The following is a 26,750-nucleotide window of genomic DNA, read 5'->3' as shown; positions in this document are numbered from 1 at the left end:
CCAAAGGATCATAACAAGAGAAATCTGGTTGATCCTGCCAGAGGCGACCGCTTTTGGAGTTCGATTAAGCCATGCGAGTCGAGAGTCTTAGGGACTCGGCATACTGCTCAGTAACACGTGGATAACCTGCCCTATCGTCTGGAATAACCTCGGGAAACTGAGAATAAGGCCGGATAGTTCACAATGCCTGGAACGGTTTGTGGATAAAGGTAGGATGGGTCTGCGGCGTATCAGGTTGTAGGGGGTGTAACGGACCCCCTAGCCATCGACGCGTACGGGTGTTGGGAGACATAGCCCGGAGATGGATTCTGAGACACGAATCCAGACCCTACGGGGTGCAGCAGGCGCGAAAACTTCACACTGCAGGAAACTGTGATGAGGGAACTCCAAGTGTGTGCATTTTATGTACACTTTTCTGAACTCTTAATCGGTTCAGGAATAAGGGCTGGGAAAGACCGGTGCCAGCCGCCGCGGTAATACCGGCAGCTCAAGTGGTCGTCGCTTTTATTGGGCCTAAAACGTCCGTAGCCTGTTTGGTAAATCTGTGGGTAAATCAACCAGCTTAACTGGTTGAATTCTGCAGAGACTGCCAGACTAGGGACCGGGAGAGGTGTGGGGTACTCGAGGGGTAGGGGTAAAATCCTGTCATCCTTCGAGGACCACCAGTTGCGAAGGCGCCACACTGGAACGGATCCGACGGTCAGGGACGAAGCCTAGGGGCACGAACCGGATTAGATACCCGGGTAGTCCTAGGTGTAAACGCTGTGAACTTGGTGTCGGGGGTCCGCAAGGGGTCCCCGGTGCCGGAGTGAAGATGTTAAGTTCACTGCCTGGGGAGTACGGTCGCAAGGCTGAAACTTAAAGGAATTGGCGGGGGAGCACTGCAACGGGAGGAGCGTGCGGTTTAATTGGATTCAACGCCGGAAAACTCACCAGGGCCGACTGTTATATGAAGACCAGCGTAATGAGCTTGTCGGATTTTCAGAGAGGTGGTGCATGGCCGTCGTCAGTTCGTACTGTAAAGCGTTCTGTTAAGTCAGATAACGAACGAGACCCTCATCTCTATTTGCAACCTGTCTCTCCGGAGGCGGCGCACTATAGAGAGACCGCTGGTGTGAAACCAGAGGAAGGCGAGGGCAACGACAGGTCAGTATGCCCCGAATGTCCTGGGCTACACGCGCGCTACAAAGGACGGGACAATGGGAAGCTAGGCCGAGAGGCCACGCTAACCCGAAACCCGTTCATAGTTCGGATTGAGGGCTGTAACTCGCCCTCATGAAGCTGGATTCCGTAGTAATCGTGTTTCAATATAGCACGGTGAATATGCCCCTGCTCCTTGCACACACCGCCCGTCAAACCATCTTAGTTGGGGGTGGGTGAGGCTGCGCTTTATGGCGTATTCGAGCCTGCCTTCGACAAGGAGGGTTAAGTCGTAACAAGGTATCTGTAGGGGAACCTGCAGATGGATCACCTCCTAAGAAACTGGAGGCTGGGATTCGTAAGAATCCCAGTCTCCTACCCTTTTTTTATCGATCGCCAAGTTTACTTTTTACACCGAATGTCTGGTGCGCTGCAAAGAATGCAATTCAGCGATTTTTTTTATTCACTCACTCGCTTCTAACTCGCGTAGCTTTTCCATTAACGTCGTGCGAAACGTCAGCAATCGCAAAGGTGGAGCCTCAGCGTTTACAGTGATGGTGGCGCCTCTGTTGAAGTGAACTTCGTCCCAACCATCAGGGACAACGTATCCTCGGTGCATATCAGACGTAATGGTCGTTGATGCGCCCGTCCAATCTGCCCAAGACCATGACTGATGCTTTCGTTCTGAAGGGGGAATGTCTCGTGCGAGTACGAAATAATGGGAATCGACATCACCTTCCTTGACTGTTGAACGCAGTGTATTGAATTCATCATCACTCATTGCATTGCGAAGCCAGGCTCCTTGCCCGAACCATGTCGAAAACAACAGTCCACTGCTTTGCTGTAGGCATTGTTGATCTCCTCGACGCAGATGATACTTGCTTGGGGCATATTGATGTGTATTCGCAATCAAAAGGTCGTTCATCGCTGGGTCAGTTGTGAAACGATTCCCTGATGTTGAGTCAATGATGGCCTGCAATCTTGGAAGTTCATTGACAATCGCCTTTCCGGCTATGACAGTCCTCACATCAGCCTCAAAGGTGCCGATTGATGAATCCATGTAAAATCCAAAACTTCCCGATGGATCTTCACTTCTGGGGTGGGAATTGACCCCCATCACTGGGGTAGAAGCATCAATGTTGTGTGAAAGTGAGGTAAGAGTCCCATCTCCACCAAATACAATCACGAGGTCACGAGCAATGAAATCAGCTCTGCGAACATGTTCTCGGGGTTTGAAGTCCACTCGGTCTGTCGGCGAACTGGTGCGTGAAAGGGCCTCCTTGACTTCCATTAAGCCTGTGTCGTGGACCGATTCAAAATTTTTCTTGTAGACAACGAGTATGTTCATTTCAGCCCCCCTTGATGTTTGCAGGAGTTCATGCTTCAAGAACACAACCCTTTGTGCGTGTAAAAAAAGAACCATAAGGGTCCACCCCGACCATCGCCCATGCAGTCTGACTCACCATGGGATGATATTACTCCTGAGAGCGAAATGAAGGATTCTCCTTTGATGGATGAAGCACCGGAGACAATACCAATCTCTGCTGGATTTTCAACCATGCAAAACGGTGCTATGCTTTCGGGGATGGCAGAAATGCCCCCAGGGCAAATGATCTTTCTTGGCCCCCCATCCAGTGCCCCAAAAGTCGTCGGTATCCTCTGTGTGTTGTGGGGAGTCTTCGGCTTCGGGTCATCCGGTCTGAACCTCTTAGGCGTCGTTGGTAATCAAACGTCTCAACCGCTTCTCTTCGCTGTTTACTTTGGAGGCCTTGCTGTAGGCATAGCAACCGTCGCAGGAGGCGTGATGCTGGTTTCCTATCAGCGCCGAGGAGTTCAACTCCTCTTTGGCGCCATTCTCGTTGGGTCTGTTTTGAGTGGGCTTGAACTTACGATGATGGATGAGATTTACGACCAAATGTTGGATGACGGCGACCTCACTCAAGAAGAATATGATGTGATTAGTGCCAGCTCAGGGCTTGTCGCAGGAATTGGCATGTTCTTTGTAGCCCTCTGCGGAGGCATGTGTGCCCTTATCGCTGCGATACCGCTGATGGTGAGCAACAACGGTTTGGACAAGAGTTCTCTTTTCGGTTGAATTGAGAAACAGTGAGATTCATGACCCTCCCCCTTTTGGGATGGAACATGAGCGAAGATGTTGTGATTATTGGCGGTGCTCGAACACCGTTTTGTGAATGGGTTGGCGGAAAGCGTGGTGACGGCAAAACCGGCGGTGCCCTCAAGACACTTAGCGCACAAAACCTTGGTGGAATCGCCATTAAAGCAGCCCTCGAGCGAACAGGAACGGCTCCTGAATCCGTAGACCACGTCGTGATGGGATATGCGCTCCAAACATGCGCCCAGTCGATTTATGGAGCACGCCATGCAGGTTTGCAAGGCGGTGTGCCTCAAGAAGTACCCATGCTTACACTTTCTCGTATTTGCGGTTCTGGAATCCAATCCATCGTCAGTGGAGCACAGATGATCATGCTCGATGAGGCAAAGACCGTTGTTTCTGGTGGTATGGAGAACCTCTCTCAAGCACCGCACGTGATGCGTGGAGGTCGTGAAGGATGGAAACTCGGTCGCTCACCGAAAGTTGAAGATTACATGATGACCAACCTCCAAGACATGACCTGTGGGCTCTTCATGGCACAGACTGCTGATGAACTTTGCAAGCGGAAGAGTGTGACTCGGGAAGAAATTGATGCCTTTGCAGCCCTTTCCCATTCCCGTGTTGCCGCCTCAATTGACAACGATGTCTTTGAACAAGAAATCGTTCCTGTCACGATCACGTCCCGCCGTGGCGATACGGTCCTTACTCACAAGGATGAGGACCATGTCGTTCGTGGTACTACTGAGGAAAGTTTGGCTCGCCTTCCCACTGCGTTTGGCCCAGAATCCTTTGTTACAGCAGGTAATGCATCAGGCGTTGTTGACGGTGCCGCTGCAGTCGTTATCAAATCTGCTTCCAAGGCAAAAGAAGACGGTGACCAACCCCTTGCACGAATTGTTTCTTGGGGTATCGTTGGCCTGGAACCTGCCATCATGTCATACGGTCCCGTCCCCTCCTCTCGGAAAGCCCTTGAAAAAGCCGGTCTTACAGTGGACGATATCGACCGCTGGGAAATCAACGAAGCTTTTGCGGGTCAAGCTGTAGCATGCATCAAAGACTTGGAAATCGATGTTGAGAAGGTCAATGTCAACGGAGGAGCGGTCGGTATCGGCCATCCACTAGCCGCCACTGGGACCCGTCTGGTTCTCACCCTCGCTTACGAATTGCAACGCAGCGGTGGGCGCTACGGCGTTGCTACCGCTTGCATCGGTGGCGGGCAGGGCATTGCAATGGTCATCGAATCCATCAAACAATGAGGCCGCCAAGATCCCAAAGGTAACGGATCAAAACAATCGCTGTAAGGGTCATGAAGATTTTCATGATGTTTTGAGAAGAAATGTACCTCATTCCAAATTGTGCTCCCAGACGTGCACCTATGAAGGTCAAAAACGGTAGTGCAAACAGAACGCCCACTTGTTCGACAAGGGCCTCTCGTTCTGTGGAAGAAATGAACGCCAAATGAGTCACGACAGCAATAGGTACGACAACCATCATCAAGTGAAGGCTGGAACCAATGGATTTTCTGGTGCTCAATCCAGTATACTGTTGGAGGACGGGGACATAAATGACGCCTGCGCCGATGGCGAGGACGGAAGATAGCGTGCCTCCTGTTGCCGCTCCAAGTCTAAGGTTTCGATGATGTATTTCTCTTGGTTCAGAACGTTCATGGGTTTCGCTAGAACCGGTTGAGGCGATTTTTCTCCTCGTTTTAATGAGGGCCCAGATCAAGATTACAATACTGACCGTCTTGAATACGGTGTCAAGATGGTCACCAAGAAGCACGACAATTCCAACCCCTACCAAAGCCCCTGGAATCGCACCGAAAAGTGCAGATTTGATGGCCTCGTCATCGTGGTGACCTTTCTTCCGGTGTGCAAGACCACTGCCATAACTTACAACGGCTGTGAGGGTCAAGGATACGGCAAGTAGGGTTCCGTCGATTGGAAGGTCAGCCCCGTAATGCAAAAGGGGAACGAAAAGCAACCCCCCGCCAAGTCCTACCGGAGCGAAGGCAAAAGCGATGCAGAAGACTCCAAAGAAGATGAGGGCTGTGTCAAACATTGTATTCATCTCGAGCGGTTGATTTCTGACTCATAAAGGTTGAATCAAGGGACCCTTGCTCCGGCCACCATGTTAATGTTCATCATCTTGCTCATTGGATTCAGTATTGAAGAGAAGGTTTCAAGTACGAATTGAAACGAGGGATGAACATGGTAAACATGACGTATGTCGCTGCGGCAATTGCAGCAATTGTAATTTTGATTCTTATCGTTTGGTTCTTCTCAACCTGGAACCGATTCATTCGACTTGAAGAGAACGCTAACAAATCGTGGTCGGACATTGATGTATTGCTGAATCAGCGGTATGATATGATTCCGAACCTTGTCAAGATTGTTGGGCGCTACGCCGAGCATGAGGCTGGTATTTTCCAAGAATTTGCAAAGGCTCGCCAAGCAGCTGCTGGTGCATTGGCCCGTGGTGACGTAGCAGGAGTCGCTGCTGCTGAAGGTTTGCTCTCTGGAATGATGCCTCGTATCAACATGGTTGCAGAACAATACCCGGATCTGAAAGCGAATGCGAACTTCATGGACCTTCAAAACAAACTGGTTTCTTTGGAGAACCAAATTGCAGACCGCCGTGAATTCTACAACGCTGCATCCACCAACTTCAACAAGGCGATTCAGATGATCCCTGCCAGCATCGTTGCCAACTTCAAGGGATGCGTGCGCCGAGAACTTTGGACCGTTGCAGCTCACGTCCGAGAGAACGTAGAAATTACCTTCTGAGGATTGACTCTTGCCCGCTGGGCTATTCCATTGGATGACTGAAATTGAGGTGAAAGCGTGAGTGAAGAAACTCCGCTGATTGATGTTAACGACCGACTTCGTCTGTTGGGCACTGCCCACATTGCGACCGCATCGGTTGAAGCAGTGATGGAGCAAATCGCTGTTTATCAGCCTGATATTGTGGCGGTAGAGCTGTGTCAAGGACGCTATGAGACGCTCATCAGTGATCGCCGTTTGGACAAAGAAGGACTGCTCAAAGTCGTGAAAGAAGGAAAAGCACCCATGGTCTTGTTGCAATCCATGCTTTCTGCAGAACAGCGCAAACTCGGACTGGATGAAGGTCAACAACCCGGTGCAGAATTGCTTGCAGCGGTCAACATTGGAAAAGAAGCAGGCTGTGAGATTGCTCTGGTTGACCGTGACATTCAGGTCACTTTGCGCCGTGCTTGGCGTAAAATGAAATTCCGAGAAAAGTGGCGTCTTCTAAGGTCACTTCTTGAGGATGAGGAGGAAGACGATGATGAGGTCGATGTGAACGAGTTGCTTCGGGATTCCGACATGCTCTCTTCAATGATGGAGGAGTTGAAAGAATTCTCGCCAGGGGCAGGAACAGTTCTCATCGATGAACGAGATGCTTACATTTCAGGGAAATTAGCAGAACTTGACCCGAATAAGAAAGTTCTAGCAGTTCTTGGTGCAGGTCATTTGAAAGGCGTGGCCAAGAAGATGGTTGAGCCCGCACCTGCTCATGAACTTGAAGAATTTTCCACGCTCCCCGAACGATCCCGAATAGCACGAATGCTTCCTTGGGCCATGCCTCTTATTCTCATCTCAGCCATCGCCGTTTTCGTTTCAAAAGGGGAAGGTGTGGACTGGTTAGAGTTCTTCACAGTATGGGCGATTGCAAACGCTGTCTTTGCAGCTGTTGGATGCATTATTGCCCGTGGCCACCCTTGGGCGATTCTCACCGCCGCAGCAGCGTCTCCAATCACTTCACTGAACCCGGCGTTGGCTGCAGGTTGGTTTGCTGGTTACGTTCAACTCAAAGTTGCAGAGCCAACGGCAGATGATTTACAGAAATTTTTGAAGTTGGATGATTTTTCTGCATTTTGGTCCAATCCCGCCGGCAAGGTTCTGTTGGTTACCGCTCTTACCAATTTAGGGTCCATGGCTGGAGCTTGGGTTGCACCCATCATCTTGTTGGGTGGCGTCTAATCCTCAATCAAACGGCATCATTGTTGAAAAGAGGTCCACGTGTTCTTGAACATCATGTACTCTCAGAATGTTGATCCCCAGGGAGGCTGCAACAGCAGCAATGCCCAATGTGCCTGCTAGACGGTTATCTGCATGCTCGTGTCCAGTAAGGTGGCCAACGATTCGTTTACGAGAAACACCCCAAAGAACGCTCATCGAAGGGTCTTCACCGATGGCCCTTCCCGCTTTGAGTAAAGAAATATTGTGACCGTGGTCCTTACCAAATCCAATTCCAGGGTCAATGCATATGAGTTCCTTTGGGTGGCCCTGCTCCGTCAGCAAGTTGCATTGATTGGCCAGGTAGGTGCGCACTTCTTCAACGCAATTCTCGTAATGGGGCTTTGATTGCATCGTCCCTGGTTCACCCTGCATGTGCATGATACATATCGCAGCCTTCCATTCAAGCACCGTTTCAATCATCGCCTTATCGCCAAGTCCCGACACGTCGTTGACCATGTCTGCGCCTGCCTTCAGGGCTTCATGTGCAACCGAAGCATGGCGCGTATCAATTGAGATCAATCCATCGGGGCTGGCCATCTTCAAGGCTCTTATGACGGGGACGACGCGTAGTATCTCCTCTTCTTCATCAACCGGTTCTGCTCCTGGGCGGGTCGATTCACCTCCAATGTCGACCCATGTTGCTCCAGATGCCCACATGGCCAAAGCCCGCTCTACGGCATCTTCTGGTGAAAGAGCACGACTTCCTTCAAAGAAGGAATCCGAGGTGACGTTGATGATTCCCATGATTTGAGGAAAACCCTGGTTCTGTTTCAGACCTTCAATAATCCGCTTTCGGCGCGGATGAGACACTCCCGAGTCGGTCACCATTAACACCTCCAAAGCGACAGGTTTCATAAGATGTGACGAAGAAGGTACTCGTATGTCCGAGGCCGAACCATCATCGATGAGCACGATTCCTGTTGCTGCAGGGTCGGATTCGGTCAATGGTGCATCGGTCAGTGATTCTGAATTTGCTGAGCGCATCATTCGCCGCCTCAAACCAAGAAATTTGCAAGAGGTTTTCGATAAAGCAGCCAGCACATCACGCTTAGGCGGGATGCTCATTACCCTCATGGTGGCCGTCTGGTGGTTGGGTATTTATTCACAAGACGATAACATGAGCCAAGGCATCTCGGTATTTTTTGGACTTAATTTCGGCCAGGTCGCCTTTGCCGTGATGATCCTCTCGTTGCTCTCCGCCATCCTCACTGAATTCAGTAGAGATATGGGAAAAATATTCCCTTCAACCGCCGCAGGTGGGATGCTCATTCTTGCAGGTCTCTACGTTGTAGAGCCGTTAATTGGCTCCTTTGTTGCAACCGGCGACCTTTCCACGGCAGACGGTCTTTGGAGAACCGTACGACTCGGAGCCCTCTGGGGTGGGATGTCGATGGGGTCCAATCTCCTTGTCAACGCCATGTTGTTGAATTGGCTGATTCGGTTTATTGATTCAAACGATTACGAGTTTACGGGTATGCCAGATGCTTCACCATCATCCGAGGCGATCATCGATAAGACCGAATGAGCCGCTACGCTCATGTGGGCGAGGCCAGTCGTCTGCACATGGCCGACACGCCGTTCAATGTGCTTCGTTTGGGGTACCGCAAGGGCCGTGACCCACGAATTACCACGCACCTGGCCTTAGTTTCGAGAGCACTCGGTGGTACTCGCTTTCTTTTAGCTGGGGATGAAGATGACGACCTCTTTGAAAATGTGGCTTCGGTTAACGAACGCTTCGGAGGAGCGATGTCTTGTGAACACATCAAGGGCTCAATGGGGTGGCTGAAGCGCTTCGTTGAGGATGATGCAGGGGACGGTGAACCCGGTGTTGCGATTCACCTTACCATGTACGGTCAGCCTTACCGAGAGGTGATTCCTCAAATTCGCCGTGACCGTCCAGTGGTTCTTATTGTTGGAGGGGCTAAGGTGCCTGGTGATGTGTTCAAACATTCGCAATACAACGTGGCTGTAGGCAATCAACCGCACTCGGAAGTCGCCGCTTTAGCACTGTTCATGGAGGCGTGGTTTGGGGACGGTGGAACCGAGCGCCACTTCCCAGATGCACGGCTTGTGATTGAGCCCTCCGCTCGTGGGAAGTCAGTTCATGATAAAGAGCGGGAAAATGAGAAGTAAGTTGTTATTTGTTCGCATCACTAAGAATCGTATTGAATCTATTTTTGACCCTATTTTGAGTTCCTTCATCCAATCAAACTCACACCCAATCATTATGGGTGTCCGTTGACGACCAAATACGATGTTAGGAAGCGAACTCCAAAATGGGCGTTCACTTCCCGCTACTCATCGGCTCTACAACCCGTCATCTTTGGACATCGGTGATGCCGCCGACGGACTTGCTGAAGGGGTCCAGATTCCAGAGGGTGCATCGGGCCCTGGTGTTCTTTTGACTGCGGATGGTGGACGGTACGAGGGTGAACTGTTTGGAGCCAAACAAGCGGGTGCAGGAGAACTGGTCTTCACCACCGGTATGATGGGCTATCAAGAATCTCTGACCGACCCTTCCTTTGCAGGACAGGTGTTGACCTTCACTTACCCCTTGATCGGGAACTACGGAATACACCATGGGACCTCTGAATCCAAACGTGTTTGGCCTCGAGGCGTGGTTGTACGTCATGCCATGCACCAACCCGATCACCGCAATTCAATCGGAACGGTTGATGAATTGCTGAGACTTCATGGCGTTCCTGGTATTCAGAAGATTGACACGCGGGCGATTACCCGCCGTGTCCGTGAACTGGGGACAGTCCTCTGTGTCTTTGGCCCCATCGGTCAAGAAGACAAGTTGAAAGCTAAGTTGGAATCGCTTTCTTCCCCGGAATTGGAAGACCTCGTGGATGAAGTTTCTATTGACGAACCGGTCGAATTAAATCCCGGGGTTACGGACGATTTAGGGGTTAGAAAACCGCGATTGGGTGTCCTTGATTGCGGTGTGAAATACAATATTTTACGCCATCTCTGCATGTATTTTGATGTGGTTTGGTGTCCTCCTCATACGCCATACGGCGTTTTGAAGAACACCTACAACATCGATGCTCTCTTTTGTTCAAACGGGCCAGGTGACCCCGCCCATCCAGGAATGGCGACATCTGCCCGAAACACCCTTGCTGAAGCGGTTAAAGACGGTCTTCCAGTGATGGGGATTTGTCTTGGACATCAGTTGATGGGTCTTGCATCGGGCTTGCAAACTTACAAAATGCGATACGGTCATCGTGGAGCGAACCAACCGGTGGTGGACCTCAAGGAAGGAACTGTAGCCATTACCAGCCAGAATCATGGCTTTGCAGTTGCTCATCCCCAAGACGGTATGCTCGCAGCCCATCCCACAGGGGCTTCGTCCTCGCCTTCACCGAACCAACACGGTGCTGAGGTTGAGGTTCGCTATGTCAATGCTAATGATGGAACCGTAGAAGGGCTTGATGTCATCGGTAAACCATGTTTCACCGTCCAATTCCATCCTGAAGCATGCCCTGGACCACACGACGCGACCCATCTCTTCCTGCGTTTCAGAGCCGTTGTCGACGCTCACCTTGGGGGTGAACAGTGATGCCTCGCCGTGATGATTTGGAGACGATATTAGTCTTGGGTAGCGGACCGATTAAAATCGGCCAAGCTGCCGAGTTTGACTTTTCGGGTTCCCAAGCGGTTCAAGCTCTTAGGGAAGACGGATACCGTGTTATTTTGGTAAATTCCAATCCCGCTACGATTCAAAACGACCCTGAAATGGCCGATGTGGTTTACATTGAACCGCTTCTCCCTGACACGATTGCACGAATTATGGAACTTGAACGACCTTGTGCTCTACTGGCGGGAATGGGCGGTCAAACAGCCCTCAACATCGCGAGTGAACTGTCCCACAACGGAACCCTTGAGCGCCTGAATATCGAACTCATCGGTTCTGATTTGGAAGCCATCGATAAAGCAGAAGACCGGGAATTGTTCAACCAAGTCTGCGAGTCCATTCAACTGCCAATCAGTCAAGCAGTGGCTTGCAATACCATTGATGAAGTCATTGCTGCAGCAGATTTGATCGGAAGTTGGCCCATTTTAGTCCGCCCGGCATTTACCTTAGGAGGTCTTGGTGGAGGCACTGCACGAGACTTGGGCGAGTTGGTAGAAATCTCACAACTCGGATTGAGGAATTCACGCATATCCCAGGTTCTCATCGAAGAATCAATTTTGGGATGGCAGGAACTTGAATACGAAGTTATGCGAGATGAAGCAGACAATGCAACCATTGTTTGCACCATGGAAAACATTGACCCAATGGGCGTGCATACCGGGGAATCAACCGTCGTGGCTCCGCTGCAATCCTTCAGCGATGCTGACCATCAACGTTTGCGAAACCAAGCGTTGGCCTTGATTCGGGCCTTGAACATCAAAGGAGGGTGTAACGTTCAATTCGCCTTCAATCAATTTACTGGAGAAATCCGAGTCATTGAAGTCAACCCTCGCGTTTCACGTTCCTCGGCATTGGCCTCAAAAGCCACTGGATATCCAATTGCTCGAATGGCGGCCAAGATCGCTGTAGGATACACTTTGGATGAACTTCCAAATCCGATTACAGGTGACGGCACCACTGCGGCCTTTGAACCGACATTGGATTATTGTGTTGTGAAAATCCCAAGGTGGCCCTTTGACAAATTCAGAACCGCAGACCGTACGCTCGGTACCTCCATGAAATCAACTGGTGAAGTCATGGCCATCGGTCGGAACTTCGAAGAGGCTTTCCTCAAGGCTTGGGCTTCCCTTGAACAAGGATGTGCGCATCCCCGTCCGCTAACAAGAGCAGACGAATCCGAAGGGGAAGGAATGTCAGAGCGTGCCCATGAAGCCCTCCCTGATAGCACCCTTGTGGATTGGTGCAAAATTGCAACGGACCGGCGAATGGGTGCTGTTATTGAAGCGCTTCGTAGAGGGTGGGGCGTTGAACGCGTTCACGAGATTACACGCATCACACGTTGGTTCCTTTACGGGTTTGAGCGATTGGCTCAGATGGAAGCCGAGATTACCGCCCGGGGCGTATCTCCAACCGAATTGACAGAGAAGGAACTGCGTCGCTGGAAGAGCCACGGATTCAGTGATGCCCACATTGCAGATGCTCTTGCAGGATTCCCCGCTGAAGGACTGAAGTCGCTGGCATCAGGTCAAGGCGAGCGTGCAGTAATGCAACGTCGGCATGAACTGAGCCTTCACCCAATTTACCGTATGGTGGATTCGTGCGCTGCCGAATTTGCTGCGAAAACGCCGTACTATTATTCCACTTACGAGCCGTTTGGCTCCCCTGGGATCGACCTCTTGCCGAATCTAGAAGAACGAACAAAAGACCGATTGGTGACCATCGGAAGCGGTCCAATTCGCATTGGACAAGGCATCGAATTTGACTACGGGTGTGTCCACGCCGTAAAGGGTATCCGTGAAGCAGGTAAAGATGCCATCATCATCAACAACAATCCCGAAACGGTTTCTACTGACTTTGATACCTCCGACCGACTTTATTTTGACCCGTTGACCTTGGAATATGTGAGTGAAATCCTTCTGCGTGAACGAGCCCACGGTATTCTTCTTCAGTTTGGTGGGCAGACTGCCATCAATCTCGCTTTGCCGTTGGAGCAACGTTTGCCCGACCTCCGCCTCAAGGGGCTGGACCTCCGAATCATGGGAACTTCTTGTGACGCTATTGACGAAGCAAGCGACCGAGAACGTTTCGAAGCATTTGCTTCACGTAGCGGCCTAAAAATGCCTCGCGGGGCAACGGGTACATCGGCTGATGATCTACGGGCGGCGGTTAAAGAAATCGGGTATCCCGTCTTGATTCGCCCCTCCTATGTTCTCGGAGGGCGCGGTATGGAGATTTTATCCAACCAACAGCAATTGGACGGATACCTCAGGGACGCATACCTTGCTCCTGACAAGCCACTGCTTGTTGATGAATACTTAGGTCACGCCACTGAATTGGATGTTGACGCAGCAGCAGATGGTGAGGAGGTTTTGGTTGGAGCCATTATGGAGCATTTGGAGGAGGCCGGTATCCATTCGGGCGACTCGACCTGCTTTATTCCGACTCAAAACATCTCAGATGACATGCTCAAGCGAGTCGCTGAACAAACTAAGATCATCGGTTTGGGCTTGAACATCAAGGGCTGCTTTAACATTCAATTTGCAATTCAAGGAGATGACCTCTATGTTTTGGAAGTCAATCCACGGTCATCACGAACGGTTCCATTTGTTGCAAAATCGTCCGGTTTACCTCTTGCCCGTATCGCAGCACGCGTCACCATTGGACAACCGCTTTCGTCCCAAACCATCCCTCGCAGAACAACGGGTCAAGTTTGTGTAAAAGCACCGGTGTTCCCGTTCATCAAGCTTCGTGGATTGGACCCTGCGCCAGGGCCAGAGATGAAATCCACCGGAGAAGTCTACGGTTCGGATGAGCGTGCTGATTTGGCTTACCTCAAAGCGCGCTTAGCCACCGAAATTCCAGTCGCAACATCAGGAGGTGCGTACCTCACCGTTCGAGACGAAGACAAAGAGAGCCTTGTTCCGGTTGCTCGTGAGTTGGTGGATTTAGGGTTCACATTGTATGCTACAGGGGGTACTTCTGACGCCCTGCGCCGCCACGACATCCCTGTCGAAACAGTCTATAGAATCGCAGAAGGAAAGCACCCTGATGCCCTTGATTTGATGCGTCAAGGCAAAGTTTCCTTTATTGTTAACGTCCCTACCATCTCTGGGGGGGCAGTTCGTGATGGCAACATGATGCGCCGTCTTGCGGTCGAATTGAACATCCCGTTTGTGACGACCATGCGAGGAGCAACAATGGAGGCTGCTGCTATGCGGGCTCGAATTGAAGAAACGTTAGAACCAAGAAAACTCACCGTCCATTATTGACTGGTCAAAAGCACTGCTTTATCACCCCAAAAGAGTCGTTTTGGTCATGGGCGAAGCCGATGTTTCTGCCCTCGGCTTTGGAACCGGTACCTTTGCGTCCTCTCTCGTTGCTTACGAGGAGTCTCCAGTTGACGGTTGGCTGTGGCTTTCCTATGACCAACTCAACCTCAGTTTCGTGAACGATGTTGAACCCGATGCGTCGCGCTACGGTATCCTCTTGATCGAGTCTGCTGCAAAAGGAAACAAGCGCCCCTATCACAAGCAAAAACTGGCTCTGCTGCTTTCATCGCAACGCCACTTCGCCATCGAGGTTCAAGCGACTGGAAGGCCCGTTCGATACCTCACAACAAACGGCACCTATGAGGACGCGTTGAACGAACACATTGACCGTTACGGCCCCGTACATGCCGTCGCGCATGCAGAGTTGGAAATGCGGAAGGAACTACAGTTAATGGTTCAAAGTAAGAGCGTTGTGATTCATCAGCACGGTGGGTGGTTGACCGAGCCATCATGGTTTGAACAAAGTGTGGGTTCCAAGCCCCCGTTTCGCATGGATCGTTTCTATCGCAAAGTACGTCATGAAACAGGTTGGTTAATGGAAATGGGAAAACCAGTAGGGGGGAAATACAGCTTTGATTCTGAAAATCGGTTTCCATGGAAGGGAGACCCCCTTCCTCCAGAGCCTCCACGGTATGAACCCGATGAAATCGACCTTGAAGTAGAACAACTTGTCAATGCTGAGTTTTCCTCACACCCTGGTGTTTTAGACATGACACAGTTGCCGACATCCGAGGCTGATGTCGCCACTGCACTCGCTTTTGCAATGAAATGCATGCCTTGGTTCGGACGCTATGAAGATGCTATGACGGATAAAAGCCGTGGACTCTTCCACTCACGCCTTGCAGGCCTCCTGAACCTTCACAGGATGATGCCGAGTGAATTGGTCCAAGCAGTGTTAGAAACCGAGGCTCCATTGAACAGTAAAGAAGGATTCTTGCGGCAGTTGATATGGAGGGAATACGTTCATCATATTCACGAAGTCACCGATGGTTTCCGTACGCTCAACGTTCAACGAACGTCATCAAATCGAACCTTTTCATGGATGGCTGAAGCCATACCCGATGAGGAGGAACATCCGAACCATCTCAATCAAATGCGGGCACTTCCAGAAGTCTATTGGAACGGCGACAGTGGGATGCAATGTCTGGACTCTTCGGTTCAGTCCGTGATGGAAGAGGGATGGACCCACCATATACCTCGGTTGATGGTGCTGAGCAATATCGGGAACTTATTGGACGTCAATCCCCGTGAGTTAACCGATTGGTTTCACGCTGCCTTCGTTGACGCCTATGATTGGGTCGTTGAACCGAATGTGCTCGGAATGGGTACGTTTGCACTTGGGGACGCCATGATGACGAAACCCTATGTGGCCGGTTCCGCTTACATCAACAGGATGAGCGACCATTGCAAATCCTGTGATTTCCATCCTAAGAAAACCTGCCCAATGACACGGCTCTATTGGGCATACCTCGCTCGTCATGCCCCTGCTTTTGAAGGAAATTACCGAATGAAGATGGCAATGAACAACCTCAAACGTCGGAGCGAAGAAGAGAAGGAGAAAGATCAATTGGCCTTTGAATGGGTCAGTCATGCATTGGAAAAAAACGAAACATTACGTCCCTGAACACTGGGTCTCGGGCCGTTTTCTCTGATTTTTCTGTCATTATCATCCCTTGAACCTGTTCGGTATTCCATCATGGATGTGCTCTTTTGTTATGTTGCAGTCTGCGCAAATAACACGCGGTAGTAACAAGGTATGAAATGCTCATTCCATTTGGGTGTTGTATGGCCAAGAAGCAAGTAGCGCTTTTCATGCTCGGTATTCTCTTGTTTTCAATTCCTTCATTCGCTACGGCGGCTAAAGACGCTGTGATGGTGGAACAATTCGGAATGGGCTTTGACGAAACCGTGATTGCCGATTCCTCGGATGCGCTTTCTAATCCAAGAGATCTTGAATTTCATCCTGGTCGAGCCAATGAATTGTGGATTGCAAATCAGTACACAGACAGCATCACCATCGTGGAAAATACAGGGCTTGACAACCAAACCTCTCAGAATCGCCAAGATTCCAATCGAAATCACTTCTTGGAAGAAGTCAGCGCCATTGCATTTGGCGCTTATCACCCAGAATTTGACTGGCAGTGGGGCTCCGCCCAAGAAACCGCCAATACATTCTGCGGCCAGGCCTCTCCAAACAATTTCATGGGCCCGACCCTGTGGCCGTCCTCACTGAGCCACTTTGCAGTTGAAAACCAAAACAACGGAAACGGCCTTCTCGGCAGTCACATTGACATGAATCATGAATCACCCTATGGCGTTGGAATTGCTCACGATTCTGATAATGCCTATTGGTACAACGACGGCTACTACGGTGAATTGGTGTACTATGATTTCCAAGACGACCACGACACCGGTCGTGACGACCACTCCGATGCTATTGTACGTCGGTACTCCGAGATACAACTCACGCACATCATGGGCGTTCCCGGCCACATGATTCTTGATGACGATTCAGGACTCCTTTACATTGCAGACCCTGGGGCAAACAGGGTTTTGTGGGTGAACACCGATGATTCTTCAACCAATACTCAAAACATCATGAGCGATTCCTCTCGTATGGAGCCTCTGCAGGAGTACTCGTCCATTACCGGCATGGAATGGGGCGTTCTCGCAACGGGTCTCAACATGCCGTCGGGGATTGTTCTTGACGACGACCAACTCTTTGTCTCTGAATACGGCAACGGTCAAATTGTCGCATACGATTTGAGTTCAAATGGTAAGTCGGCCACAGAGACCGACTCCATCCAAACTTCAGCCACATCCATTATGGGTCTCGAGATCGGTCCAAACGGCCACTTGTATTACGTTGACTTCGGACAAAATGAAGTTGTTCGCATCGACCCTTACATGGACGAAGATGGAGACGGCGTGGGCGACCAGGTTGACAATTGTCCAATGATTCCGAATGCCAACCAAGCCAACCACGATGGGGATCTGCTCGGGGATGCATGCGATGACGATGATGATGGTGATGGACTTCTGGACGTTGATGACCAATGCGCCCTTGGCAATGTGTCATGGGTTTCCTCAGCCTTGACGGATCACGATTCTGATGGTTGTGCAGATTTGACAGAAGATTCCGATGATGATAACGACGGGATTTACGACTCTTCGGACTTTTGTCCGACAGGTGACCTCGACTGGAATTCATTGACCGCGACAGATTACGACGGAGATGGCTGCAGAGATGCAGGGGAAGATTTGGACGATGATAATGACCGAATCTGTGATGCAGATAATTCAAGCAGCGATTGGGTTTGTTCTCTTTCATCCGCTGGAACCGACCTCTGCCCTCAAAGTTCACCATCGTTCATTTCCTTTGTAGGAAATGACGTTGACCGTGATGGATGTGAAGATGCAGGTGAAGATACCGACGACGATAACGATGGTTTTTCAGACGACGTTGATGACTGTCCTAACGAAGCAGGTTCGAGTTCACTTGGAGCAAGCATTGGCTGTTCCGATTACGATGGTGACGGCTACGGTGATACTGTGGACGTCTTCCCGGTCGATGGAGCCCAGTGGCTTGACAGCGACGCCGATGGTTTCGGAGACAACTCCAACGCCGAGCAAGGCGATCAATGCGTTTTGGTTCAGGGTACCTCCAATCAAGACCGCAACGGATGCATTGATTCAGACGGAGATGGGTGGTCAGATCCAGATGAAGGGTGGACGGTAGCAGATGGGGCAGATGCCTTCCTTGGTGACTCAACGCAACATTCTGACCAAGACGGAGACGGCTACGGTGATGCTTCGGATGGATTCCAAAGCGACGCTTGTCCCTTGAACGCTGGAACATCTACAGAAGACCGATTGGGTTGTCTTGATTCGGATGGCGACGGATGGTCGGATGCCAACGATGCCCTCCCTGAAGATGCAACACAACATTCCGATGCAGATGGAGATGGTTTTGGCGACTCGGCAACAGGTACAACTCCGGACAGCTGTCCTGAAATTTACGGTACTTCTGACATGGAACGTTTCGGCTGCCCTGACCCAGACGGTGACGGATGGGCTGGATTCCTTGACGCTTTCCCCGATGACCAACGCTTCTGGTCGGACGCCGATGGCGATGGATTCCCCGACCAAGAAGGTACGAACCTTTCCGACGATTGTCCGGAGGTTCCAGGGACATCTACAGAAGACCGTGTTGGCTGCGTCGATGGTGATGGAGACGGCTGGTCCGATTCTGGAGATTCTTATCCTAAAGATGCATCTCGGTTTGCATCTGCTGAAGATTCCTCTTCAAACAATCAGTTGTTCCTCGTCGTAGGAATCCTTTGTGTCATGGCTGTAGTTGTTCTTGGCTATGCGGTTCAGCGACGCAACCAAGACCAACCGTCCATCAACTTACAACCTCACACCCCTCAATCCATGATGATGGAACCAGTTGTTCCACTTGCAGCCCCAGTTGTCCCAACGGTGGCTCCTGCCGGCCCACCCGTGCCTGCTGAAGGATTGCCAGCCGGTTGGACGCTTGACCAATGGGCGTGGTACGGTGAGGATTACCTCAAGAACCAATGACGGGCCCAAATTGCATTGCATCGAGCAAGGCTTGTTTCACGGCTTGACCATCGACTTCGTATCCGAGATTCGCTAGGGAAGTTGTTGTGTCTTTGGTAAGGCCACATCCAGCCACAGATTCCACCCTTCCCGGAGGTGTGTTGACATTGACGGTAAATCCATGTCGGCTGACCCAGCGTAGGAATGACAGTCCAATGCTGCAAATCTTGTGTCCATCCACCCATACTCCCTGCATCCGCTGGTCACGCACGCCGTTGATGTTCAGCAACCTAAGGGCGTCGATAACCCACTGCTCAATCTTGGTGATGATTTCAGCGACCGATGCTTCTTCCTTGCGAAGGCCCCATTTGAATACGGGATAGCAGACGATCTGTCCTGGCCCGTGCCATGTTAGGCCACCGCCACGGTCTACGGCTTGGGTGGGGTAGTCCTCAGGTGGTCGAATGCCGTCGTTGCGGGCGCGTGGACCTACAGTGACAACTTCTTGATGCTCAAGGATGAGCAATGTATCTGGGATTTCGTCGTTGATACGTTGTGCTTGTAACGATTTCATCAGTTTCAGTCCGTCCTCGTACGGGACAACACCGAGTTCCTGAATGACTACCATGCACGCCGCCTCTGATCGACTGTCTTAGAACTGACCCGAAGAGCCAAAACCGCCCTCTCCTCGTTCGGTATCCGTTAAATGGTCCATGGTTGTTTCAACCAACGTGACCTTTGGGACTTGAGCAAAAAGCATCTGAGCAACACGTTCTCCCGCTGCAATTGAGAATGATTCGCCTTGGCCAATCCATGTGGCGAGGACCATCAATTCACCACGGTAGTCAGCGTCTATGGTACCGATTCCATTGGGCATAATCATTCCTTTCTTACCCAATGACGAGCGGCAGCGCAATTGCCCTTCCCATCCCTCGGGGATTGCCGCAGCCCAGCCAGTACGGATGAGGACTGACGAACCTTTGGGGACGACAGTGTCTTCCAGCGCATACATGTCCCATCCTGCGGCCAAGGCTGAGCCTTGGGTCGGCAAGATGGCGCCTTCATCGAGTCGGGCGAATTGTACGGTCAGGGAAATCTGCTCCATAGACACGGTGAGAATACATCGCTTTTTGACTGTTGGGATGATGTAAGATTCTACCCACATGCGCCTGCAGTGGAAATAGAGGTGATTCCATGATAATTTTACATTCTTTTATGCGTTTTATATCATTCGCGGCTAAATACGCCAAACGGTACACTGCTCAATTGTACGAGGGGGGGGTAAAGGGTCGCGAAACGCATGTGCTCTATGCCTTCGCGGGGGGTATCATTATAGGCGTTATAGGAGGGCAAACAAAATCCAGCGCGACGCAAATAGGCGGGGGGAATATGTCATGGTCATAGAACACAACAAAGACGACGGAGTTGACGTCGATTTCACGAAAGAACATATTGAGCCCATGCTCCAAGAAAACCTGGACCGCTTCGTGCTGTTCCCCATTCAACATGACGATATTTGGGAAATGTACAAAATGGAACAAGCATCGTTTTGGACTGCGGAGGAAATCGACCTTGCTGAAGACCTCAAAGATTGGAAGAATCTCAACGAAGGCGAACAACACTTCCTCAAGCATATTCTTGCGTTCTTTGCTGCAAGTGATGGCATCGTTAACGAAAACTTGGTGATGAACTTCTCCAATGAAGTATGCTGGCCCGAAGCTCGAGCCTTCTACGGTTTCCAGATCATGATGGAAAACATCCATGCTGAAACCTATTCGCTTCTCATTGACACCTACATCAACGATGACCAAGAAAAGAACCACTTGTTCAAGGCACTGGAGACCGTCCCCTCCGTTCAAAAGAAAGGGGAATGGGCCATGCGCTGGCTTTCTCGAAAGCGAGGCTCCTTTGCTGAGCGTTTGGTTGCGTTTGCTGCAGTTGAGGGTATTTTCTTTTCAGGTTCATTCTGTGCAATTTTCTGGCTCAAGAAGCGAGGACTTATGCCCGGGCTTACCTTTTCTAACGAATTGATTTCTCGCGATGAAGGCCTTCACTGTGACTTCGCTTGCCTGCTTCACAACAAGTTGTTGCGCGGTGCTGGTGAAAACGTCATTCGTCGCATCATTGCTGAAGCGGTTGAAATCGAAATCGAATTCATCACCAAGGCATTGCCGGTAAACCTCATCGGCATGAATGCTGACTTGATGGAACAATACGTCAAATTTGTCGCAGACCGTCTGCTTGTTTCGCTGAACTGTTCCAAGATCTACGAAACATCAAACCCGTTCCCGTGGATGGAAATGATTTCCATGCAAGGAAAAACCAATTTCTTCGAGAAGAGAGTTGCAGAATACCAGAAGGCTGGTGTTATGGATGGCTCGTCTCTTGGAAGCGTTCAACAGCGGTTCTCTGTTGACGAAGACTTTTGAACCGTACGCGAACAAAGGAACTTACCACGCAATCACACTCACCGAATCTGGAGGAAATATACATGGCCATGCAAGTAGTAAATAGGAAAGGCGAAAGAGAGGATGTGCGCTTTGATGCTATCCTTGAGAAATTAACAACACTCTCTGAAGGATTGAACTCAAAATGGGTTGACCCAGGACATGTTACCAAGCTCACCATCGAAGGCCTGTACGATGGCGTGACCACCCGTGAACTCGACCAACTTGCAGCTGAAACAGCCGCATCATTGGCTTCTCAACACCCTGAATACAGTCGCCTAGCAGCCCGTATTTGTGTGGATGATTTGCACCGTGCAACAAAGGACAGTTTCACCGATGTAATTACTGACCTGCGCGAGTACATCGACCCAGAATCCGGAAAGCACGCACCGTTGATCTCAGAAGAAGTGTTTGATGTAATTATGGAACATGCAGACGTATTGAACAACCACATAGACTATTCTCGAGACAACAATTACGACTACTTTGGTTTCAAGACCCTGGAACGCTCCTACCTCCTTCGCTTAAACGGTGAAATTGCAGAACGCCCTCAACACATGTTGATGCGGGTTTCTGTTGGAATCCACTACAACAACATCCCAAGGGCCCTCGAAACATACGACCTCATGAGTCAAGGCTACTTCACTCACGCAACACCAACGTTGTTCAATTCCGGAACACCGATGCCTCAAATGTCCTCTTGCTTTTTGCTCACCATGCAAGACGATTCATTGGACGGAATCTATGACACTCTCAAGCAGTGCGCTTTGATCTCCAAGTCTGCTGGAGGAATTGGGTTGTCCATCCATCATGTGCGTTCAAAAGGTTCGTACATCAAGGGCACAAACGGAACCTCCAACGGAATCGTACCAATGCTGCGAGTCTTCAACGATACGGCCCGCTACGTCGACCAAGGCGGCGGTAAGCGTAAGGGTTCAATCGCAGTTTACCTTGAACCATGGCACCCAGATATTCTTCAATTCTTGGACCTCAAGAAGAACCACGGAAAGGAAGAACTCCGAGCACGTGACCTGTTCTACGCAATGTGGACTCCAGACTTGTTCATGGAACGTGTTGAGCAGAACGCCGACTGGTCATTCTTCTGCCCGAATGAATGCCCCGGTTTGCAAGATGTCTATGGTGATGAATTCAAGACAATGTTTGAAGACTTTGAGCGAAGAGGTCTCGCCCGTGAAACGGTTCCTGCACGAACCATTTGGGACAAAATCGTTGAATCCCAAATTGAAACCGGTACGCCTTACATGCTTTACAAGGATGCGGCAAACAACAAGTCGAATCAAAAGAACTTGGGAACCATCCGCTCCTCAAACCTGTGCACTGAAATCATGGAATACACCGCAAAGGACGAAGTTGCTGTCTGCAACCTCGCATCGATTGCACTGCCCAAGTTCGTGAACATGAGCACTGGAGAGTTTGACCACCAGAAACTCTTCGATGTTACGTATCACGCTACGGGCAATCTGAACCGTGTCATTGATGTCAACTACTATCCGGTGGAAGAAGCACGTAATTCTAACATGCGTCACCGTCCGATTGGACTGGGCGTCCAAGGACTTGCAGACACCTTCGCTATGCTAGAAATGAACTTTGATGGGGCGGAAGCTCGCTCCTTGAACAAAGAAATTTTTGAAACAATTTACTACGCTGCTTGCACCGCTTCGAAAGATGCAGCAATCGCAGAAGGCCCTTATTCAACCTTCAAAGGCTCACCCGCCAGCAAAGGTGTCCTGCAATTTGACTTGTGGGGCATGAACGAACACAGCGGCCGCTGGGATTGGAGTTCACTCAAGGAAGAAATCGTGGAACATGGAATGCGTAATTCTCTGCTGGTTGCTCCTATGCCCACAGCGTCAACCTCACAAATCCTCGGGAACAACGAATGCTTTGAGGCATTCACCTCCAACCTTTACGTCCGTCGCACTCTTTCCGGAGAGTTCGTTGTCCTCAACCGACATTTGGTTCGAGACCTCATCAAGGAAGACCTTTGGAGTATTGAGATGAAGAATGAAATTTTGCGACATAAGGGATCCATACAAGCGATTGCAAACATCCCTGAAAAGATCCGTAACCTCTACAAAACCACGTGGGAAATCAGTCAACGCCACGTCTTGGACATGGCTGCCGACCGCGGCGCATACATTGACCAAAGCCAATCGTTGAACATCCACATGGTTGATGCTAATCCTGCAAAGGTCACCTCAATGCACTTCTACGGATGGAAGCAAGGTCTGAAGACCGGAATGTACTATCTGCGAACAAAGGCAGCTGCCGACGCCATTCAGTTCACCCTTGAATCCAAGTCCAAAGACGACCAAACCGTCGGTGGACTTGCTGAGCGTGCAGAAGATGTTGACAGCCTTGAAGCAATTGCATGCAGTCTCGACACTCCAGATGACTGCTTGATGTGTGGCTCTTGATGTTTGATTAAATCCTTGGTTGAGGTGCCTCGCGCCGGAGATTCCTTTAACTGTGGAATCTTCATAGGACGGTTGAGGCATAACACTGGATGAAGCAACTTTGGTACTCAATGTTATTTTGTACGTCCTTCTACCGCTCTGGGGAATTGCCGGAATGCTTGACTGGTGGTGTCATCGAAATACAGAGATTGAGAAGACCTCGGGATTGAAAGAAGCTTACATCCACTGCCTTATGGGTGTCCAAATTTGCATCCCTCTCGTTCTTTCGCTTCTCTTTGAAGTCAACGTCCTCATCATGTTGCTTTGTTTCGCCGCCGACCCAAATCACATCTTGTGAATCGCATGACCTAGAGTGTCCAGTACTCCTTCATGGGTCATTTCCGTCATGGTCGGGTGAGCGTGGATGGTATGTGCAATGTCTTCGAGGACAGCTCCCATCTCAAGTGCAAGTGTCCATTCTCCAACCAGTTCGCTGATATGGGTTCCAACACCTTGGATGCCCAGGATGCGATGATCGTCTTCTCGAGCGACGACGCGGACGAATCCACCGGTCTTTTCAGCTTCTTGTGTGAGTGAGCGTCCGTTTGCGGCCATTGGGAATTTTCCAATAATCACGGGATGGCCTTGTTCCTTGGCTTGTTCGGGAGAGAGACCAACGGAGACGATTTCTGGTTCTGTGAATACGATGGCAGGGACTGCGACTGGGTCGTAGGCTCTGCGGTGGCCAGCGATGAGTTCCGCTACCATTTCACCTTGGAAGGAAGCAACGTGTGCCAGCATCTCGCCCAAGTCACAAAGGTCTCCAATGGCGTAAACGCCTTTCATATTGGTTTCACAACGCTCGTTGACTTTGACGAAGCCACGGTCGTCGAGTGCAACGCCAGTGCTTTCAAGTCCTGATGAAGCGGGTTTCCGACCCACGGTCACCAATACTTTGTCGGCTACGACGTGCTGCATCTTCTTCTCAACCTTCTCGTTTTTATCGATGAAGTTGAGTTTGACTTTACCGCCTTTTTGCTTTTCAGCACCTTTGGCAAAGACACCTGTGTGAACCTTGATCTTATTTTTCTTGAGAAAGAGTTCGAGAGGTCGGCGCAATTCTTTGTCGAACAAGGGCAAGACCGAGTCCATGGCTTCAACCACGGTCACTTCTGATCCGAGCATACGGAAGGTGATGCCGAGTTCGAGACCGATGTAGCCGCCACCGACCACGACAACGTGGTCTGGGAGCTTCTCGAGAGAGAGTGCTTCTCTTGAGGACAGCACGTGATCGTCGTAGGGCATGAATGGGAGTTCAATTGGTACTGAGCCTTGCGCCATGATGACGTGTTCGGCTTGAATCAAAGTCGCATCTTTTCCTTCTCCGATTTTCACAGTCTTTGCGTCTTCAAAGGTAGCCCATCCAGTGATCAGTTCTGCTCCTGCATTCTTCAAAAGAGCCTCGACCCCTTTGTTGAGGCGGTCTACGATGCCTTCTTTCCAACCGACCAGGTTGGCCATGTTGAGTTCAGCTGGGCTTGGAATTGAAATTCCCATGTGGCCGTCCTTTTTTGCGTGCTTTGCAAGGTTGTGGAAGGTGTGTGCGGCATGAATGAGTGCCTTTGATGGTATGCATCCGCGAATGAGGCAGGTGCCTCCAGCACGTTCTCCCTCAACGATGATGGTTTTCATTCCGAGTTGAGCCGAACGGATGGCAGAAACGTAGCCTCCGGGGCCAGCTCCGATGACGAGCACTTGACATTGTTTTGTTTTCACACCATCACCTCACATGAAAATTGTAGCGGGATTCTCTAAGTAAGTTTTAACCAACTGTACGAGTGTGGCCCCATCATGTCCATCGACAACACGGTGGTCCCATGAAGAAGAGAGGTTCATCATCCGGCGAACAACAACGTGGCCGTTACGAACAACAGCACGATCCTTTGCATTATGGACTCCAAGAATTCCAACTTCGGGTTTGTTGATGATCGGCGTTGCTCCAAGCCCACCAAGGCGTCCTAGGCTGGTGATGGTAAAGGTTGAACCGCTGAGGTCCTCAACACCTGCTTTTCCATCTCGAGTTGCGGAGGTAACACGCACCATTTCTGTTGCAGCGCTCCAAATATCCATGGCTTCAACATGCTTGACCACGGGAACGTAGAGTCCTCGGTCGGTTTGAGTTGCAATTCCAAGGTTGATGGCTTCATGGCGAGTGACGATGTTAGCATCGTCATCGTACAATGCATTGCATTCTGGCCGCTGTTCCAGTGCCTTTACCAATGCTTGCATGATAAAGGGCAGGTAGGTGAGTTTTGGAGCACCCTCTGGACGTGTTGCGTTGAGATGTTGGCGCAGTTCTTCCAGGGCCGTGACGTCCACTTCTTCAAAGTAAGAGAAGTGAGGAATGGTGCTGTAGGATGACATCATGCCGTCAGCGATCTTTCGACGAAGTCCGATGACCTTGATTTCCTCAGTGCCGTTTCGTTCTACTTTCGCCGAGCCACCCATTGGGCGTGCAGATGAGGCTCCAGATGCGCCGCCTGCAATGTGTCGGTCCAGGTCGGCATGACTGATGCGTCCTGCAGGGCCAGAGCCCGCAACATGTTGCAAGTCTACGTTTGCAGAGCGAGCTCGTTGGCGGACTGCAGGTGAAGCGAGTGCTTTCGTACCTGCTGCACGAGAAACGGGTGCTGCGGCAGGAGCGGCTTCGACGGGAGGAAGCGTTGGTGCTGCTGGGGTAGCGGCTTCAGCTTTCTTTGCTGGCTTTTCTTCTTTGGCTGGGGCAGGTATCTCGGTTTTTTCTTCGCCGGCATTACCGTCTCCATCCACTTCGAAAACGATGCATACAGCACCTACTGGGAGAATATCTCCTGCTTCGCCAACGATGCTCTTGACGGTTCCTTCGCAAGGGGCGGGAATCTCAACGGTTGCTTTATCGGTCATCACGGAGAGAATAGGGTCGTCTTCTTTGATGCTGTCACCAACGGCGACCAGCCATTCTACGACTTCTCCTTCAACAACGCCTTCTCCAATATCCGGTAGCTTAAATTCAAATGTTCCCATG

20 protein-coding genes and 1 rRNA gene are annotated in these 26,750 nt (G+C 50.6%); 14 read left to right on the top strand and 7 right to left on the bottom strand.

Features of this window, described 5'->3' with window-relative positions; all coding sequences use genetic code 11:
* The first annotated feature begins 21 nt into the window (after positions 1–21).
* A 16S ribosomal RNA gene (locus AAA857_RS00765) occupies positions 22–1,476 on the top strand.
* A 127-nt stretch (positions 1,477–1,603) separates the two neighbouring features.
* Here the strand turns inward: AAA857_RS00765 and AAA857_RS00760 are convergent.
* Positions 1,604–2,488, bottom strand: coding sequence for a hypothetical protein (locus tag AAA857_RS00760; protein ID WP_338172086.1), 885 nt, complete (start codon positions 2,486–2,488; stop codon positions 1,604–1,606).
* A 99-nt stretch (positions 2,489–2,587) separates the two neighbouring features.
* Here AAA857_RS00760 and AAA857_RS00755 point away from each other — a divergent pair, with 99 nt between their 5' ends.
* Entirely contained in the window at positions 2,588–3,235 is a 648-nt protein-coding gene (locus AAA857_RS00755) for a hypothetical protein (RefSeq protein WP_338172084.1), read from the top strand.
* A 47-nt stretch (positions 3,236–3,282) separates the two neighbouring features.
* Positions 3,283–4,509, top strand: coding sequence for an acetyl-CoA C-acyltransferase (locus tag AAA857_RS00750; protein ID WP_338172082.1), 1,227 nt, complete (start codon positions 3,283–3,285; stop codon positions 4,507–4,509).
* Here the strand turns inward: AAA857_RS00750 and AAA857_RS00745 are convergent.
* A complete protein-coding gene (locus AAA857_RS00745) occupies positions 4,499–5,314 on the bottom strand; it encodes a sulfite exporter TauE/SafE family protein (RefSeq protein WP_338172080.1) in 816 nt (271 codons plus the stop codon). The genes AAA857_RS00750 and AAA857_RS00745 overlap by 11 nt on opposite strands.
* Before the next feature lie 149 nt (positions 5,315–5,463).
* Here AAA857_RS00745 and AAA857_RS00740 point away from each other — a divergent pair, with 149 nt between their 5' ends.
* Together AAA857_RS00740 and AAA857_RS00735 are read left to right on the top strand one after the other, a co-directional pair.
* Positions 5,464–6,039 carry a LemA family protein gene (locus AAA857_RS00740; RefSeq protein ID WP_338172078.1) on the top strand — a complete coding sequence of 192 codons (576 nt, stop codon included), beginning with the start codon at positions 5,464–5,466 and terminating at the stop codon, positions 6,037–6,039.
* A gap of 57 nt (positions 6,040–6,096) precedes the next feature.
* Complete coding sequence (locus tag AAA857_RS00735) at positions 6,097–7,254, top strand: TraB/GumN family protein (protein ID WP_338172076.1); 1,158 nt, start codon at positions 6,097–6,099, stop codon at positions 7,252–7,254.
* 3 nt (positions 7,255–7,257) lie between these two features.
* Here AAA857_RS00735 and folP read toward each other — a convergent pair whose 3' ends face one another.
* Positions 7,258–8,037, bottom strand: coding sequence for a dihydropteroate synthase (gene folP / locus AAA857_RS00730; RefSeq protein ID WP_338172074.1), 780 nt, complete (start codon positions 8,035–8,037; stop codon positions 7,258–7,260).
* A gap of 136 nt (positions 8,038–8,173) precedes the next feature.
* Here folP and AAA857_RS00725 point away from each other — a divergent pair, with 136 nt between their 5' ends.
* From AAA857_RS00725 to AAA857_RS00700, 6 genes are all read left to right on the top strand, one after another.
* A complete protein-coding gene (locus AAA857_RS00725; RefSeq protein WP_338172072.1) occupies positions 8,174–8,818 on the top strand; it encodes a hypothetical protein in 645 nt (214 codons plus the stop codon).
* Between the two features lie 38 nt (positions 8,819–8,856).
* On the top strand, positions 8,857–9,426 hold the full coding sequence (locus AAA857_RS00720; RefSeq protein WP_338172070.1) for a hypothetical protein: 570 nt from the start codon (positions 8,857–8,859) through the stop codon (positions 9,424–9,426).
* A gap of 121 nt (positions 9,427–9,547) precedes the next feature.
* Complete coding sequence (carA, locus tag AAA857_RS00715; protein ID WP_338172068.1) at positions 9,548–10,855, top strand: glutamine-hydrolyzing carbamoyl-phosphate synthase small subunit; 1,308 nt, start codon at positions 9,548–9,550, stop codon at positions 10,853–10,855.
* A complete protein-coding gene (gene carB, locus AAA857_RS00710) occupies positions 10,855–14,199 on the top strand; it encodes a carbamoyl-phosphate synthase large subunit (protein ID WP_338172066.1) in 3,345 nt (1,114 codons plus the stop codon). The genes carA and carB overlap by 1 nt, the downstream gene beginning before the upstream one ends.
* A gap of 46 nt (positions 14,200–14,245) precedes the next feature.
* On the top strand, positions 14,246–15,883 hold the full coding sequence (locus AAA857_RS00705) for a cryptochrome/photolyase family protein (protein WP_338172064.1): 1,638 nt from the start codon (positions 14,246–14,248) through the stop codon (positions 15,881–15,883).
* Between the two features lie 161 nt (positions 15,884–16,044).
* On the top strand, positions 16,045–18,843 hold the full coding sequence (locus AAA857_RS00700) for a hypothetical protein (protein ID WP_338172062.1): 2,799 nt from the start codon (positions 16,045–16,047) through the stop codon (positions 18,841–18,843).
* On the opposite strand, the gene lipB is transcribed toward AAA857_RS00700, so the two are convergent.
* Positions 18,830–19,450, bottom strand: coding sequence for a lipoyl(octanoyl) transferase LipB (gene lipB, locus AAA857_RS00695; protein WP_338172061.1), 621 nt, complete (start codon positions 19,448–19,450; stop codon positions 18,830–18,832). The two genes, AAA857_RS00700 and lipB, sit on opposite strands and share 14 nt — an antisense overlap.
* 24 nt (positions 19,451–19,474) lie before the next feature.
* Positions 19,475–19,927 (bottom strand): dUTP diphosphatase, encoded by a 453-nt coding sequence (gene dut / locus AAA857_RS00690; RefSeq protein WP_338172059.1) that lies wholly within the window; start codon positions 19,925–19,927, stop codon positions 19,475–19,477.
* 289 nt (positions 19,928–20,216) lie between these two features.
* On the opposite strand from dut, the gene AAA857_RS00685 reads away from it, so the two are divergent.
* From AAA857_RS00685 to AAA857_RS00675, 3 genes are all read left to right on the top strand, one after another.
* Positions 20,217–21,251, top strand: coding sequence for a ribonucleotide-diphosphate reductase subunit beta (locus tag AAA857_RS00685; protein ID WP_338172058.1), 1,035 nt, complete (start codon positions 20,217–20,219; stop codon positions 21,249–21,251).
* A 62-nt stretch (positions 21,252–21,313) separates the two neighbouring features.
* Positions 21,314–23,707, top strand: coding sequence for a ribonucleoside-diphosphate reductase subunit alpha (locus AAA857_RS00680; RefSeq protein ID WP_338172056.1), 2,394 nt, complete (start codon positions 21,314–21,316; stop codon positions 23,705–23,707).
* A gap of 154 nt (positions 23,708–23,861) precedes the next feature.
* Complete coding sequence (locus AAA857_RS00675) at positions 23,862–24,044, top strand: hypothetical protein (protein ID WP_338172054.1); 183 nt, start codon at positions 23,862–23,864, stop codon at positions 24,042–24,044.
* On the opposite strand, the gene lpdA is transcribed toward AAA857_RS00675, so the two are convergent.
* Positions 24,032–25,462, bottom strand: coding sequence for a dihydrolipoyl dehydrogenase (gene lpdA, locus AAA857_RS00670; RefSeq protein ID WP_338172052.1), 1,431 nt, complete (start codon positions 25,460–25,462; stop codon positions 24,032–24,034). The two genes, AAA857_RS00675 and lpdA, sit on opposite strands and share 13 nt — an antisense overlap.
* Before the next feature lie 9 nt (positions 25,463–25,471).
* Positions 25,472–26,749 (bottom strand): dihydrolipoamide acetyltransferase family protein, encoded by a 1,278-nt coding sequence (locus AAA857_RS00665; RefSeq protein WP_338172049.1) that lies wholly within the window; start codon positions 26,747–26,749, stop codon positions 25,472–25,474.
* Between the last annotated feature and the right edge of the window lies 1 nt (position 26,750).

The sequence above is a fragment of the Candidatus Poseidonia alphae genome (assembly GCF_943787815.1).
GTDB classification, from domain to species: domain Archaea; phylum Thermoplasmatota; class Poseidoniia; order Poseidoniales; family Poseidoniaceae; genus Poseidonia; species Poseidonia alphae.
Note: the sequence above shows the minus strand (reverse complement) of the source record. Positions and strands in the feature narration are given on the sequence as shown.

What these genes read in the sequence shown, in the direction of transcription:
- AAA857_RS00760 (WP_338172086.1), bottom strand. Translation starts at nt 2,488, where the DNA reads ATGAACATACTCGTTGTCTACAAGAAAAATTTTGAATCGGTCCACGAC.
- AAA857_RS00755 (WP_338172084.1), top strand. Translation starts at nt 2,588, where the DNA reads ATGCAGTCTGACTCACCATGGGATGATATTACTCCTGAGAGCGAAATG.
- AAA857_RS00750 (WP_338172082.1), top strand. Translation starts at nt 3,283, where the DNA reads ATGAGCGAAGATGTTGTGATTATTGGCGGTGCTCGAACACCGTTTTGT.
- AAA857_RS00745 (WP_338172080.1), bottom strand. Translation starts at nt 5,314, where the DNA reads ATGTTTGACACAGCCCTCATCTTCTTTGGAGTCTTCTGCATCGCTTTT.
- AAA857_RS00740 (WP_338172078.1), top strand. Translation starts at nt 5,464, where the DNA reads ATGGTAAACATGACGTATGTCGCTGCGGCAATTGCAGCAATTGTAATT.
- folP (WP_338172074.1), bottom strand. Translation starts at nt 8,037, where the DNA reads ATGGGAATCATCAACGTCACCTCGGATTCCTTCTTTGAAGGAAGTCGT.
- AAA857_RS00725 (WP_338172072.1), top strand. Translation starts at nt 8,174, where the DNA reads ATGTCCGAGGCCGAACCATCATCGATGAGCACGATTCCTGTTGCTGCA.
- AAA857_RS00720 (WP_338172070.1), top strand. Translation starts at nt 8,857, where the DNA reads ATGGCCGACACGCCGTTCAATGTGCTTCGTTTGGGGTACCGCAAGGGC.
- carA (WP_338172068.1), top strand. Translation starts at nt 9,548, where the DNA reads ATGTTAGGAAGCGAACTCCAAAATGGGCGTTCACTTCCCGCTACTCAT.
- carB (WP_338172066.1), top strand. Translation starts at nt 10,855, where the DNA reads ATGCCTCGCCGTGATGATTTGGAGACGATATTAGTCTTGGGTAGCGGA.
- AAA857_RS00705 (WP_338172064.1), top strand. Translation starts at nt 14,246, where the DNA reads ATGGGCGAAGCCGATGTTTCTGCCCTCGGCTTTGGAACCGGTACCTTT.
- AAA857_RS00700 (WP_338172062.1), top strand. Translation starts at nt 16,045, where the DNA reads ATGGCCAAGAAGCAAGTAGCGCTTTTCATGCTCGGTATTCTCTTGTTT.
- lipB (WP_338172061.1), bottom strand. Translation starts at nt 19,450, where the DNA reads ATGGTAGTCATTCAGGAACTCGGTGTTGTCCCGTACGAGGACGGACTG.
- dut (WP_338172059.1), bottom strand. Translation starts at nt 19,927, where the DNA reads ATGGAGCAGATTTCCCTGACCGTACAATTCGCCCGACTCGATGAAGGC.
- AAA857_RS00685 (WP_338172058.1), top strand. Translation starts at nt 20,217, where the DNA reads ATGGTCATAGAACACAACAAAGACGACGGAGTTGACGTCGATTTCACG.
- AAA857_RS00680 (WP_338172056.1), top strand. Translation starts at nt 21,314, where the DNA reads ATGGCCATGCAAGTAGTAAATAGGAAAGGCGAAAGAGAGGATGTGCGC.
- AAA857_RS00675 (WP_338172054.1), top strand. Translation starts at nt 23,862, where the DNA reads ATGCTTGACTGGTGGTGTCATCGAAATACAGAGATTGAGAAGACCTCG.
- AAA857_RS00665 (WP_338172049.1), bottom strand. Translation starts at nt 26,749, where the DNA reads ATGGGAACATTTGAATTTAAGCTACCGGATATTGGAGAAGGCGTTGTT.